Source organism: Alteromonas sp. AWM4_230 (assembly GCF_056158305.1).
Genome location: NZ_JBSWTB010000001.1, coordinates 745,874 through 759,888 on the forward strand (window position 1 = coordinate 745,874; position 14,015 = coordinate 759,888).

11 protein-coding genes are annotated in these 14,015 nt (G+C 45.8%); 8 read left to right on the forward strand and 3 right to left on the reverse strand.

Annotation, left to right across the window (positions count from 1 at the left end; genetic code table 11):
* Positions 1 to 14 precede the first annotated feature (14 nt).
* Positions 15 to 1,589 carry a methyl-accepting chemotaxis protein gene (locus ACXACS_RS03200; RefSeq protein WP_474804000.1) on the forward strand — a complete coding sequence of 525 codons (1,575 nt, stop codon included), beginning with the start codon at positions 15 to 17 and terminating at the stop codon, positions 1,587 to 1,589.
* Between the two features lie 33 nt (positions 1,590 to 1,622).
* Here the strand turns inward: ACXACS_RS03200 and ACXACS_RS03205 are convergent, their stop codons facing one another.
* The 3 genes from ACXACS_RS03205 to ACXACS_RS03215 all read right to left on the reverse strand — a co-directional run bounded on the left by ACXACS_RS03205 (position 1,623) and on the right by ACXACS_RS03215 (position 4,299).
* On the reverse strand, positions 1,623 to 2,963 hold the full coding sequence (locus ACXACS_RS03205; RefSeq protein ID WP_474804002.1) for an ABC transporter permease: 1,341 nt from the start codon (positions 2,961 to 2,963) through the stop codon (positions 1,623 to 1,625).
* Positions 2,963 to 3,766 (reverse strand): ABC transporter ATP-binding protein, encoded by an 804-nt coding sequence (locus tag ACXACS_RS03210; RefSeq protein ID WP_474804004.1) that lies wholly within the window; start codon positions 3,764 to 3,766, stop codon positions 2,963 to 2,965. Before ACXACS_RS03210 ends, ACXACS_RS03205 begins: the two co-directional genes overlap by 1 nt.
* Positions 3,767 to 4,011: 245 nt before the next feature.
* A complete protein-coding gene (locus ACXACS_RS03215) occupies positions 4,012 to 4,299 on the reverse strand; it encodes a YebG family protein (RefSeq protein WP_474804007.1) in 288 nt (95 codons plus the stop codon).
* A gap of 267 nt (positions 4,300 to 4,566) precedes the next feature.
* On the opposite strand from ACXACS_RS03215, the gene ACXACS_RS03220 reads away from it, so the two are divergent.
* The 7 genes from ACXACS_RS03220 (at position 4,567) to ACXACS_RS03250 (ending at position 14,008) form a co-directional block, all read left to right on the forward strand.
* Positions 4,567 to 5,802 carry a GAF domain-containing sensor histidine kinase gene (locus ACXACS_RS03220; RefSeq protein WP_474809202.1) on the forward strand — a complete coding sequence of 412 codons (1,236 nt, stop codon included), beginning with the start codon at positions 4,567 to 4,569 and terminating at the stop codon, positions 5,800 to 5,802.
* Positions 5,803 to 6,003: 201 nt separating this feature from the next.
* Positions 6,004 to 6,405 carry a 30S ribosomal protein S6 gene (gene rpsF, locus ACXACS_RS03225; RefSeq protein WP_014951120.1) on the forward strand — a complete coding sequence of 134 codons (402 nt, stop codon included), beginning with the start codon at positions 6,004 to 6,006 and terminating at the stop codon, positions 6,403 to 6,405.
* An 11-nt stretch (positions 6,406 to 6,416) separates the two neighbouring features.
* Complete coding sequence (gene rpsR, locus ACXACS_RS03230) at positions 6,417 to 6,644, forward strand: 30S ribosomal protein S18 (protein WP_012519954.1); 228 nt, start codon at positions 6,417 to 6,419, stop codon at positions 6,642 to 6,644.
* A gap of 26 nt (positions 6,645 to 6,670) precedes the next feature.
* Entirely contained in the window at positions 6,671 to 7,123 is a 453-nt protein-coding gene (gene rplI / locus ACXACS_RS03235; RefSeq protein ID WP_012519953.1) for a 50S ribosomal protein L9, read from the forward strand.
* Positions 7,124 to 7,579: 456 nt separating this feature from the next.
* Positions 7,580 to 10,765: an efflux RND transporter permease subunit gene (locus ACXACS_RS03240; protein WP_474804012.1), complete on the forward strand. Its 3,186-nt coding sequence runs from the start codon at positions 7,580 to 7,582 to the stop codon at positions 10,763 to 10,765.
* Between the two features lie 13 nt (positions 10,766 to 10,778).
* Complete coding sequence (locus ACXACS_RS03245) at positions 10,779 to 11,867, forward strand: efflux RND transporter periplasmic adaptor subunit (RefSeq protein ID WP_474804014.1); 1,089 nt, start codon at positions 10,779 to 10,781, stop codon at positions 11,865 to 11,867.
* Positions 11,868 to 11,962: 95 nt separating this feature from the next.
* Positions 11,963 to 14,008 carry a TonB-dependent receptor gene (locus ACXACS_RS03250; protein WP_474804017.1) on the forward strand — a complete coding sequence of 682 codons (2,046 nt, stop codon included), beginning with the start codon at positions 11,963 to 11,965 and terminating at the stop codon, positions 14,006 to 14,008.
* The last annotated feature ends 7 nt before the right edge of the window (positions 14,009 to 14,015 follow it).

The window sequence follows — 14,015 nt, forward strand, 5'->3', positions numbered from 1 at the left end:
GGAGAAAGTATTCAATGAGAAATAACCAGCCTGTTACCCAAAAAGAGTATAAATTTCCCCCTCACCACCGCCTTATTTCGTCAACCGACAAACGTGGTGTTATTCAGCATTGTAACAATGAGTTTGTGGAAGCGAGTGGTTTTACCCGCGAAGAGTTAATAGGCAAAAACCATAATTTAATTCGTCACCCCGATATGCCAGCCCCCGTGTTTAAGGAAATGTGGCGTACTTTAGAGTCTGGACAAAGCTGGCTGGGATTAGTAAAAAACAGAAGGAAGAATGGCGATCACTACTGGGTTTCGGCATTCGTGACGCCCGTTTATGAAGGTAAAACAATTGTGGGGTACGAATCTGTTCGAGTTCCTGCGTTAAATGATGAAATTGCCAGAGCTACAAAGGTTTATGAAAGAATAAGAGCAGGTAAATCGCCGGTATCGCCAGCGGTTCGTATTATACAAATGCTTTCGCATTTAGCACCATCATTAATATTCAGTGCGCTAATGGTTTTGATCTTGGCGTTTACACACGGCGCTGTTGCTGCTGGCATAGCGCTACTTGGCGCTATTATTTTGATGTTGGCTCAACAAACTAACGCCAAAAAAGATTGGCACGGATTACTTGCGCTTAGCCCTGAAAGCTACGCAAATGAAACGGTGTCACAAACCTACTTTTCTGATCCGCCTCATATAAGCCAAGCTAAACTCGCGCTAGGCTGTGAACTTGCAAGAAATCGCACAGCGTTGACTCGAATACAAGATGCGTCAGCGGGTCTTGATAATATAGCTAATGCAACCCATCACCAGGCTGAAAGTACTAGTGCTGCGGTCGTGCAGCAAAACCAAGCTACTCAGCAAATAGCGTCTGCCGTGACGCAAATGAGTCAGGCTATACAAGAAGTGGCTGAGCGGGTTGAAGGAAATGCGAAAAGCGCAAAAACAGCCGCAGCTAATGTAGAAACAGGTAACCAAAAAGCTGAACAAGCCATGCAGGCAATTGTTGCGTTGCGCGAGGCGGTTGAATCAATTTCAACAACAGTAACCGAGTTAGCTCAGTCAACCAGCGATATAGGTGAAGCGGCCAATATTATATCCACCATTGCCGAGCAAACTAACCTGCTAGCGCTTAACGCTGCCATTGAGGCGGCAAGAGCCGGTGAACAGGGAAGGGGTTTTGCGGTTGTTGCCGATGAAGTACGTACATTGGCTTCAAAAACGCGCGAATCAACCGACAAAATCCACAATATCATTAGTGAATTGGCTGAGCGTTCTGATCGCGCCGTGCGGGTATCTACAGAAGGGCTAGCTTCAGCAGAGCACGGCAGCATAATCGTGGAAGAAACGCGGGGGGCATTATTTGAAATAAATAACGCGGTGAAAGGCATTGCTGATGCTACCGTAGAGATGTCTTCTGCTGTAGAAGAGCAAAGCACAGTAGCGGAACATATTAACCAACAGTTAGTAGAAGTGGCTGATGGCGCGTCTGAAACTCAGCGTTCCTCAGAGGCATCGCTAGCAGCGAGCCAAGATTTGCGCGCTACGGTAAATCAAGTTCACGAGCTTATTTTGCGCTTTAGTACAGACAAGGGGTAGGAGAGTAGCCCTCTCCCCCCGTGTGGGTTGCGCCTAGTTCGTATTGAGGCCAGCATGTAAGCCGCGTTTATAGGCAGCAACGGCTGGGAACAGAGAAACTAAGTAGGTGCACCCTAATATAAGCAAAATGATAATAACGCTGCTTTGCCCAAACAGTGGACTACTCAAAAACAATCCATAGGTACTGCTTAACCAGGGTTTTAGTACGCTCATAAGCCCAGCCACCAAGCCTAAGCTTAGTACGGCACTCAACATAGTAAGCAGCATAGCTTCAATTTGAATAAGTAGCAGTAGGGTGAAAGGCCCTGCTCCTATGGTACGTAAAACAGCGATTTCTTGATAACGCTCACGCATAGTTGCAAGTAGCATAGTCGCTAACCCAATTAGCGCGCAAATGACGATAAGACCGGAAAGACCAAGCAATAGCGACTCTACATTTCCCATAATTTGCCAAAGCTCAGCGAGCGCCATACCCGGTAGTATCGCCATAAGCGGCTCTTTTTTACTTTGGTTGATTTGATACTGCAGCTGTAGCGCTGTAACACGATGTTTTAGCCCAAGCATCACAACTGATACCGACTCTGGAGCAAAGGCTTCGCTGTTGTAAGTCTCATGCACACCGGTATGCTCGCCGTGCTCGTGCTCGTGCTCGTGCTCGTGCTCGTGCTCGTGCTCGTGCTCATGCTCGCTCACCTTGTCAGCAGATTTACGGCCTAACATTGAGGTGGGCGAATGCTTAGGTCCTGTGTGGGCCTCTTCAAGTCCCTGCAAGGTGACATACACAGCCTTATCCACCGGGGTGCCCGTTTTATCTAAAATGCCGGAAATAGTAAAAGGGTGATCGTCGTGATTATTGAATGAGACACTGCCTAAGCCGTGAGAAATAATAATCTCATCACCCACTTCATATCCCAATGATTCCGCTATATCAGCACCAACTACCGTAGATAGCGGTTGTGTAAATGTCGCTCCATCAGATAGCTTTAGTGACTGCATGTCACCGTATTTAAAGTGTTCAAAAAAGCTGTTGGTCGTACCTACCACTCTAAAGCCTCGGTGAGTATCACCTAAAGAAAGTGGAATGAGCCACGACACCTGTTTGTTAGATTTAAGTGATGCAACACTCTTATATTCAATGCCCTTGGTGGGTGTTCCTATATTAAACACCGACGACAATAGCAGGTTAAGCTGGCCGCTCGGTGCGCCGACAATAAGGTCAACACCTGACACGGTACGCGTAAAGCTGGTCTTCACTTGGCTGCGAATTATATCAACGCATAAAAGCAAACTAATGCTGATGGTAATGCTTAACAGCGTAAGTATTGCCGTTGTTTTCCTGCGCTTTAGACTTTCAATAGCAATAGTACTTAGCATTACACACGCTCCTGTGCTTGCTTAATGCCACCGAGTGAGGATATTGCGTGGTTTGAGCTTGGGCTCAATTCACTGATACTGCAATGACGGTCAAAATAGCTTTCCATTGCTTTATCATGGCTAACGAAAATCATTGTGCTCTTACCTGCAACCTCTTTTAACAGCGACATAAAGCTATCTCGCGCATCGCTATCTAACGCCGAAGTAGGTTCATCGACAATTAATAATTGTGGGTCATTGATAAGCGCTCGGGCTATAGCTACCCGCTGCTGCTGGCCAATACTCAAAGCATCTGCCTTCGCATGTAATACCTGTGAAGGTAGCTGTAGCTTGTCGAGTAAATGGAGAAGTTTATCTTCTCCCGCCGTTTTAGTTGTTTTACTACTTGCGAAGTACACCGCAGCGTTAATATTTTGCGCCACAGAAAGATACGGAATAAGGTTGAACTGCTGAAAGACAACGCCAATATTGCGTGCTCTAAACTTGTCTCGCTGACGGTTTGATAAAGAAGAGAAAGGCTGCGACAACAAAGTTATGTTGCCTTGGGTGGGTGTCAAAGTACCGCATAACAAATTAAGCAAAGTACTCTTTCCGCTACCCGAAGGGCCTGATAGAAAAACATGTTCACCTTGTGGCACCTGCCATGCTTTTACATCAATGATGGGCGGGCTTTCTTTACTGTACGAAAACTGTAAATTGTTTACTTCAATTGCTGGGTTGCACTCTTCTATTGATGCGTTGTGCTTTTCAGACACTGCGTTGCGCTGGGAATGAGTGCTATTGTTTTTATTGATGGTATTCACGCTAAGCCCGACCTGTATTTACGTCTTATATTCACATTAGCAAAGGCGGTACCTTGTTTCTTATTTGTTTTCCTACTTACTTTAGGTACCCAAAGCAAGTAAAGAACATAGCACCGCTTAAAAGTGATGTTATCAAATAACATCACTTTGCAAAGACATGTTATCAGAACTTACGCATTTAAAGCGGCAGTTGCTCTCACTTATTGTTCATCATAACGACATAGAGGGCGAGTTGAGCTACATTATCAGCCGTTGGCCTGCAGCTTTACTACTTCTGCGCTTTCATCTTCTAATACGCTTTCTGCTGTAGCGCCTTTAAATATTTTGCCGACTTTATCTTTGTTTTTCGCCAGCATGATTGTGAGTTCTTCAATCACGCTATCGTCTAGCTTAATGCCCTTCGCATGAATATAGTCGGCGAGGTTATCTGCTGCATCAAGCATCTTATCGTACTGATCCGCTTCTTTTTTGTCGGTAGTTACCAATTTTTCTACCCCTTTGTGCGTAACAACATACTGTGTGGTAATGGCCATGGTAGGTCCCCTATTTATTAAAGACACAAAAACTGTACAGTAAAGCACTGTATAAATAAACAGTTTATCGAAAATATTCTTGTCATTATCGGTAATATTGCCGCTGATTATACTTTAGTGTAGTTTGGCAGCTTCATGTACGCTTAGATTCAAAGTCCTCGAAAACCGTAAATTAGTAATTTATTTCGGCGTCCGAAACACCTGGAACAGTAGAAATGTAGCGTTCGTAAGCACGCGCTCGAAAAAAGGAACTCTAAAGTTATGGTAGTGAGAGAAGCTGTTCAACAAGATATTCAGGCTATCGACGCAATCGAAGCAGTCCCTCATATAATGCAAATATTGGCCAGTAGTTTAGATTTGCGTTTTATCTGTGTAGCGAGAGTCACCGAAGAAGCATGGACAATGTGTGCCGTGTTAGATAATGCAGAATTTGGTCTAACGCCTGGCGATCATTTAGAAATTGAAACCACTTTTTGTAGAACCGTAAGGGCGAGCAAACAACAGATAGTCATTAATCACGCCTCTGCTGATAGTAAATATTGTGATAATCCCATTCCTATTATGTATGGCTTTGAGAGTTATTTTTCTTACCCTATCTATGATGCAAACGGTGAGTTTTTTGGAACGCTTTGCGGTCTAGACCCAGAACCTAGGGAGTTACGTAGCGAGCTTGTTCACGGGCAAATTAGTGCATTTGCTAAGCTTATATCTAGTCAAATTTTATTAAAAGACCAAATGGAGCGTTCACAGGCTCAGCTAACCGATGCAAGAAATATTGCCCGCCTTCAAGAGCAGTATATTGCTATTTTAGGCCACGATATTCGAACTCCTTTATCGTCCATTCAAATTGGTATCAGCTTTCTTGACGACATAATAAAAGACAGTCAAATAGCCAGTACGGTTCAAGTACCTGTATTCAAAGCTGTATCGAGAATGAAGAATAGTGTGCAGAGGATGACGCGTTTAATTGAAGATGCTATGGACTTTACTCATAGCCGTATGGGCGAAGGGCTACCTGTGAAAATGGCCGAAGCAGCTAGTTTAGCGCAACAGTTGAATTATACGGCTGAAGAGCTAGCTACTGCTTATCCTAATTGCACTATCAGAACACATATCGATATTACCGAGCAGTTGGTCTGTGACGAAAAACGGGTGTGTCAGCTTTTATCTAATTTATTGAAAAACGCTCTGGTTCACGGCGACCAAGCGCATCCGGTATATGTGAAAGTCATCACCAACCGAAACGATTTCATTCTCAGCGTGCAAAATAGCGGCACACCAATACCTGATGAGTCTAAGGCGCGTCTTTTTCAGCCTTTCTGGCGTAAAGAAAGCAGTGCAAAAAACGACGGGCTAGGGTTGGGGTTATTTATCGCATCAGAAATTGCAAGGGCGCACCAAGGTTCGCTGAGCGTGACTTCTGATTTTAACGGCACAGAATTTACCCTTTGCTTTCCTTTAACCCGTGTTTCTTCTATTCCATTTGAAAGCGTTTCGCAATAACCGCGAAGCGCTATTGATACAAGCGCTGTCAATACGAGCTCTGTCAATAATAGTAAGCGCAAAAATAATTGCCAAAGTTGATTAATGCTTGTGCAACGATGTTTGTGTGCGTATAATGCGCGCCCTTACAGCCATCCCAATTCGTTCCTTGTCTCCATACAGTCGGCTGTACTGTCGAGGCTACAACCGTAAGGAGCTATAATGCGTCATTACGAAATCGTATTTATGGTTCACCCTGATCAGAGTGAACAAGTACCTGGTATGATCGAGCGTTATACCACAATCCTAAAGCAAGACGGTGGTCAGATTCATCGTTTAGAAGATTGGGGCCGTCGTCAACTGGCTTACCCAATTGAAAAGCTGCACAAAGCCCACTACGTACTAATCAATGCTGAAGCGTCTGCAGAAGCTGTTGATGAATTGGAAAATGCTTTCCGTTTCAACGACGTGATCCTACGTAACATGGTTATGCGCACTAAGACTGCTGTGACTGAGCCTTCTCCAATGATGAAAGAAGAGCCTCGTCGTGAGCGTCGTGACGATTCTGCTCCTCGCCAAGATCGCGCGGAAAAGAAAACTGAAACCACTGAAGACAACGCTTAAGGAGATCACCCATGGCTCGTTTTTTCAGACGTCGTAAGTTCTGCCGTTTCACTGCAGAAGGTGTGACTGAGATTGATTACAAAGATATCGCTACTCTTAAGAACTACATCACTGAGAGCGGTAAAATTGTCCCTAGCCGTATTACTGGTACAAGCGCAAAATATCAGCGTCAGCTGTCTTCTGCGATCAAGCGCGCACGTTTCCTTGCGTTGCTTCCGTACACTGATTCACATAAGTAATTTGGCGAATATAAGGGTTAGCTAAGATGAATATCATCCTACTAGATAAAATCGCCAACCTTGGCGGCCTGGGCGACCAAGTGACTGTTAAGTCTGGTTACGCTCGTAACTTCCTTTTCCCACAGGGTAAAGCGGTTCCTGCAACTAAAGACAACGTTGAAAAGTTCGAAGCACGTCGTGCTGAGCTTGAAGCGAAAATTGCTGAGCAACTAGCTGCTGCTAACGCACGCGCTGAAAAAGTTGCTGAGCTTGCTGAAGTTACAATCGCAGCTCCTGCTGGTGACGAAGGTAAACTATTTGGCTCTGTTGGTACTCGTGACATCGCTGATGCAATCACTGCAGCTGGCGTTGAAGTACAAAAAGCAGAAGTTAAACTACCTACTGGTACTCTTCGTGAGACTGGTGAGTATGACATCGACTTACAACTTCACTCTGACGTTATCACTTCAATCAAAGTGATCATCATTGCTGAAGCGTAATCGCTGACGTATTTGAAAAAGCCGCTCCTAGAGCGGCTTTTTTTTTGCTCTAAATTTTTGTCCGATACTTAAGAGCAATACCAATCCGCATAGATGATTGCCCACCCAGAGCGCTGGCAAGTTTCCTAGCAAAGCGTGGGAATGCAGGAATGGCCGTTGCTTTTTAAATTCCCAGAGTGAAGCTTGCCAGACCTTCCCGAAGGGCGAGTTTAAAATATCCCTACCCTCACTCCACGTTGCGACGCCTAATTAACGATGGGTGTAAGCAAATATGTCCAGCGCCGACAAATTGCGTATTTTTGAGGTCCACTCATCTGCGACAAATAACGGTTTTTAAACGGTGTTTAAACAAAATGTTAATAGTCGCTGAAATTCTTAACGTCATAGCTTTAAACTTTTTCTGTCATTACTGCGACCTATAGTAAATCAGACAATAAAAAGCATAAGTGCCATCTTATGGACATCACTAAGCAAGCAATACAAAACGCGACTGGGGTAGGTATCGGAATAACGCTACTGGTATTTTTAGGTCTATATAGCCTGTTTAATTTACCGGTACAGCTATTTCCTGACATCGAACGACCCAATATTAATATCCAGACCTCTTGGCGCGCTGCGTCGCCCCAAGAGATCGAGTCGGAAATTATTGAGCCTCAAGAGGAAGTGCTGCAGGGAATTCCAGGCCTTGAGTCGATGAATGCATGGGCAAACCAAGGCAACGCGTGGATAAACCTAGAGTTTGGTTTAGATACGGACATGCAGAAAACGCTCATTGAAGTGATTAGCCGCATGAACCGTGTGCCGCCACTCCCTCGCGATGCACTATCGCCGAATATTATGCTTGCTGGAAGTGGGGGAGATGCGCCCGCTTTGACCTACTTTTTTCTTCAGCGCCTACCGGGCAATCCAAACGAAATTAATACCTATGTCGCCTTTTTTACTGATGTCATTAAACCTCAGCTTGAATCTATCCCAGGTGTTGCAAGAGCGCGTATGGAAAGCGGGGTTGGCGGCGTCGAGGAGTTTCAAATTGTTTTCGACCCGTTTAAAGCGGCGCAGTTAGGCATTGACCTAACGGCAGTCGCTAACGAGTTGGGTCGTGCGAATGATATTTCAGGCGGCTTTGTCGATGTGGGTAGAAGACGCTATACCCTGCGTTTTGAAGGTCGTTACGAGCCTAAGCAAATGGGTGAAATGATCCTTGAATGGCGAGATGGTAGCCCAATTACTCTAAATGACATCGCCGAAATTAAAATCACCCGCGCTGACGGTGCAAACTACAGTGTGCAAAACGGCAATCCGGCTATCTCTATTCGCGTAGACAGACAAAACAACGCCAATGTTCTTGCTACCTTAGAAGCCGTAAAAGCAAAAGTAGCGCAAATAAACGAACAGGACTTGGCCCCTGAACAGTTAGTGATGGCGCAAAGCTTCGATGCCTCAGTATTTATCTATAGAGCGGTGCAGCTAGTTACCAGCAATTTGTTTATAGGCGTGCTGCTTGCTATTGCCGTACTTTGGCTCTTTATGCGCCAGCTGCGGGCAACGCTCATTGTGGCATTGGCCATTCCTATCTCACTACTTAGCACTTTTGTGGTGCTTCAGATTACTGGTCGCTCGCTCAATATCATTTCGTTAGCAGGACTCGCCTTTGCGGTAGGTATGGTGCTAGATGCCGCGATTGTCGTGCTGGAAAACATTGTAAGAACGCGCAAGAACACCGAAACCGTAGTCGACAATAACAACCCAAATTCACAAACGCACATGGAGGATTGTGCCCATCGGGGAACGAGGGAAGTTTTTGGTGCCCTCATGGCGTCAACAGCCACCACCGTTGCCATTTTTATTCCCGTCATGTTTTTGGAAGATGTTGAAGGGCAATTGTTTGCTGACCTCGCTCTTACCATTGCCATTGCAGTGTGTATGTCGTTAGTGGTTGCGGTAACGGTATTGCCTGTCGTTGCCGCTAGATACCTTAATGGCAACATGCCAGCTGATAGCTTACAGCGGGTATGGGCTAAGATAACCCGCGCTATTATGTCGCTATCAAGCACGCCGCTTCGCCGCCTTGTATTAGTCATAACGCTCATGGGCGTGCCTATTACAGGTAGTGTTTTGCTTATGCCTTCCATGGATTATTTGCCGCCCGTAAAACGCGATGCCGTTGACGCCTTCTTAAGTTTGCCTGCAGGTGCCAGTGAAAACTTTATTAGTGAAGAAGTGATGCCAATTATCGTTGAGCGACTGCAGCCCTATATGGACGGAGAAAAGCAGCCAGCGCTTAAGAACTACTACATTATTACGTGGCCAAATGGCGGAAATTTAGGCGTGCGCGCTAAAGATCAGTCTAAGGTCAAAGAGTTAGAAGCTATTGTTCGCGATGAAATTTTAAAGGATTTGCCGGATACACAAACCTTTTCGCAGCAAGGTAATTTGTTTGGTGGCTTTGGAAACGGTAGGTCAATCGACATTCATCTACAAGGCACCGATCAGGCCATGCTCGGCATCGCTGCGCAAGCAGGTTTAGACAAATTGAGAGAAGTTTTCCCCAACGCCAATGCGCGTTCGAACCCTCCATTAGAGCAAGCTGAACCAGAGCTACGCTTTTACCCGAATGACAGCCGAATGATGGAAGTCGGGTTAAATCGCGGCAATATGGGCAACTTGGTACGCGCCATGGGTGATGGGATGTATGTGGGGGAATACTTCGATGGTACTAAACGCATGAATATTATCTTCCGCTCAGCACCTTGGTATACACCAGAAGACTTGAACAGCACGCCGGTTATGACGCCATCAGGCGAGGTGGTGCAATTAGGTGACCTTGTAGGTATTGAAAGAGCGGTAGGACCAAGCCGTATTCAGCGTATAGATGGCCGCAGAACCCTTACGCTAAACGTTAATCCGCCAGAGGGCATGAGTTTAGAAGAAGCCATGAAAGTGATTACCTCTGAAGTTGAGCCTGCGATTATGGCTATGATGCCAACCGATGGCGCTATCAATTACGGCGGCAGCGCAGATAGCTTAAAAGGCGCTATTGCCTCTATGGCAGACAACTTTCTTTTTGCCATGGTGCTACTGCTACTTTTGATGGCGGGTTTGTTTAAGTCGCTAAAAGACAGCGTGCTGGTAGTCCTTTCAATTCCGCTTGCTACGGTAGGTGGCGTCATGGCTATTCGTATTATGAATATATTTACCTTCCAGCCCATGGACCTGTTAACCATGATTGGCTTCATAATTTTGCTAGGGCTCGTGGTGAACAATGCCATTTTACTTGTGCATCAGACTCGCCTAGGAGAGCAAGAAGGGCTGACCCGTGATGATGCGGTAGAGCAAGCCATCAAACTTCGTTTACGGCCTATCTTTATGAGCACGCTGACCTCAATCTTTGGCATGCTGCCGCTGCTGTTACTACCTGGAGCAGGCAGCGTTATTTACCGAGGTCTTGCGGCTGTTATTGTGGGAGGAATGACGGTGAGTACCCTATTTACCTTGCTATTACTGCCCACCTTACTGCGTATGACGGCTTCAAAGTCATCTGTAAATATACTCAGACCCCTGGCCGAGCGCATAGAGAGATCTGGCGCTTCGCCGACTACCTCATCCACCGTAAAACAAAACAAATACAACGACCATGTGTAAGGAAAAGACAACCATGAAAGCAATGACTTCTACTCTCGCCCTTAGTTTGTTTGCCTTGCTTACAGGCAGTGTGTCGTTGAGCGTAAAAGCACAGGATAGCAATCAACCACCGCCGGTGCTGGTTCAAATAGATGAAGCAAGAGAGCAAGCGATTTCACAACTAACCTGGGTTCCTGGAACGGTACTAAGTGTTATCGATGCAAACCTCGCTTCTGAGATAGACGGTCGCATTACTTGGATGGCAGAGGTAGGTGACGTGGTTAAAGCCGGGGAGCCTTTAGTTAAAGTCGACGATACTCGCTTAAGCATTACCCGCAATCAAAATGCCTCGAATATTGCCAGATGGCAGTCGCAGGTTGAACTGTTTACCAAACGTCTTACAAGGTACAAAAATCTTCAGGCCAGTCAAAACACGTCCAGAGGTGAGTTAGAGGAAGTGGAAGCTGACTTAGAGAATGCTAAACAAGAATTAGCGCAAGCCAAATTGGACTTAGAATTTACCGAATATCAGATTGCACAAAGCAGTATTCGTGCTCCCTTTACAGCCTTAGTGGTTGAAAGGTTGCAGTCGCCTGGCGAATATACTGGGGTAGGGCAAACCCTGCTTCGCGTGGTAAACCCTGATAGCGTTGAAGTTCAGGTGCGCGCCCCCCTTAACGTATTACCCTATATTGCTAACGGCATGAGCGTAACCGTTCACAATAACGTGAACCAAGTACAAGAATCTATTCGTGCCATTGTACCGGTAGGCAACAGTGCATCGCGTATGATGGAGCTACGAATTGCTATCAACCCAGGCGATTTTCCAATAGGCAGTGCAGTGCGCGTGGCGTTGCCTAGCAGCGATACTCATGATGGTGTCACCATACCCCGCGATGCACTGGTACTAAGAAAGTCGGGCACCTTTATCTATCAGCTCAATGAAAATAACGAAGCTGAGCAAGTGAAGGTGACAACCGGGGTGGGCATGGGCGATAGAATTGAAGTGTTTGGTGATGTGAACCCGAAGCGTTCTGTTGTTGTGAGGGGGGCAGAGCGTTTACGTGCGGGCCAGAAAGTGCGCTACAGCGATGAGCGGAAGTCTTTGACGGCGAAAAATTGAGGAAGTGTAACAATTGTAAAAGTGCTATCCATTTAGGTAAAACTTAATGAGAATGTTTCTTATTTGTAATTGTTGATTGTCAAATGGAGTTACCCTTGAAAAAGTTAGTCTTAGCTGGTGCAGTGTGCACACTATCCAGCCCAGTAGTATTCGCGCAATCCTTAGAAAACCAAAACGAAGAAGCCAAATCTATAGAGCGAGTTGCTGTGGTAGGCGCAGCAACTAACTTGAGCATTACTGCGGAAGATATTGACCAGTTTCAGGCAAATGACTTAGCGGATATTTTTAGAGAGTCGCCGTCGGTCAGCGTTGGCGGTTCAGTGGGTGTAGCACAAAAAATCTTTATTCGCGGGCTAGAAGACGCGTACTTGAATGTAACCGTAGATGGCGCGCAGCAAACCTCAACGCTGTTTCACCACATTGGTCGCGTTACTTTAGACCCTGATCTTTTAAAGCAAATTGATGTGCAGGCTGGTGCCGGTGAAGCAACCAGCGGCCCAGGTGCTATAGGCGGTTCAATTCGCTTCAAGACCAAAGATGCACAGGATTTATTAAAAGAAGACGAACAATTTGGTGGTCGAGTAAAAGCGAGTTATTTCTCAAACGATGGTACCCGATATAGTGGTAGCCTTTATGGAAAGCTAAGCGACACTTGGGGCTTACTAGGTTATTACAGCACGGTTGACAGAGATAACTTTGAAGACGGTGACGGCAATGAAGTACTAGGCACTGCCGCAGATCAAGATCTCATGTTCCTTAAAGCCAGTGGCTACATTGCGGATAATCAATACCTTTCGATAAGCGCAGAGCAGCGCGATGAAGAAGGTGAGTTTTCGGCAAGACCTAACTGGGTAGTACTAGAAGGTGCCCCGCTTTATCCTAGTGAAGCACAGCGTGACACCTATGTTGCGAACTATCGTTTTGACCACAGTGCGATGGTGTTTTTAGAGGCTACGGCATATCAAACTTCATCGTCATTCCGTGGCGGTCGCTTTGACTTCTTATCTGATATCGATACCTATGGGTTTGATATTAGAAATACGAGCGACGTTACCAATCATGTATTTACCTATGGTATCGATTATCGCAAAGACGAAGTTGAGAGCGGCCCAGGAACAGGCCCTGTTCAAAATGCAGAAGAAGGCAGCGTATTAGGTATCTATGCTCAGGCTCATAGCAACATTACGCCAGAGTTGTTGTTAAGTTATGGCGTTCGTTATGACGATTTTGACTTCCAGCAAGAAATTCTTATTGATGACTATTACGGCACACCCGTTACCGATGAGCCATCTGGGCTAGACGATGATGAGCTCAGCTTTAACGTAGGTCTTGAGTATCAGCTTACCGAAGCTTGGACCCTTGGTCTTGGCTACGCAGAAGCGGCGCGCGGCAAGCAAATTGGTGATGGCTTCACCCTAGATGAGTACTTATACGATGGCGAAGACGTTCCTGTTGTTGCTAGCGACGTGGTGCCTGAAACTGTTACCAATATCGAAGCGTCAATTGAATACAGTGCCAATAATCTAAACGCGCGTCTTAGCGCTTATGAATCTACCATTGATGATGTGCTATTTAGCGGTTATCAAGGTAACTCGGTATTTAATAATATCGGCGACCTAGAATCATCTGGCGTAGAGTTTAACCTTGCGTACCGTTGGGATTCTGTTGACCTGTACTTTGGGTTTTCAAGCGTAGACGTTGAGTTGATGCCTCGTGAAGATCTGTACAGCGTACCGTATAACAGCATCGATATTAACGGGTACGAGTTTGTTGGCTTAGGTAATAGCCGCGGCGATACCTGGGTGCTTGGTGCAGATTATACCGTAACGGCTGACATCAGCATTGGCTTCAACATTACTATGGTTGACGACATCAACATAGATACCCTTCATCAGGCCTTAGAAAATGGCTGGACTGATTCGCTGTATTCACTAAACAAAGCAGACTATACCCTAGTGGATATTTATGGCGAATGGGAAGTAACGAATGATCTTAGCGTCAACCTTGCTGTTACTAACCTGTTTGATGAAGCCTATATCGACCATTCAAGTGTGGGTGATTACAGCGAAGTATTCCCAAGCGTTGTTGGTCCGCAAGAAGCTGGGCGAGATATCCGTTTATCAGTGACTTACGATTTCTAAGTAACGC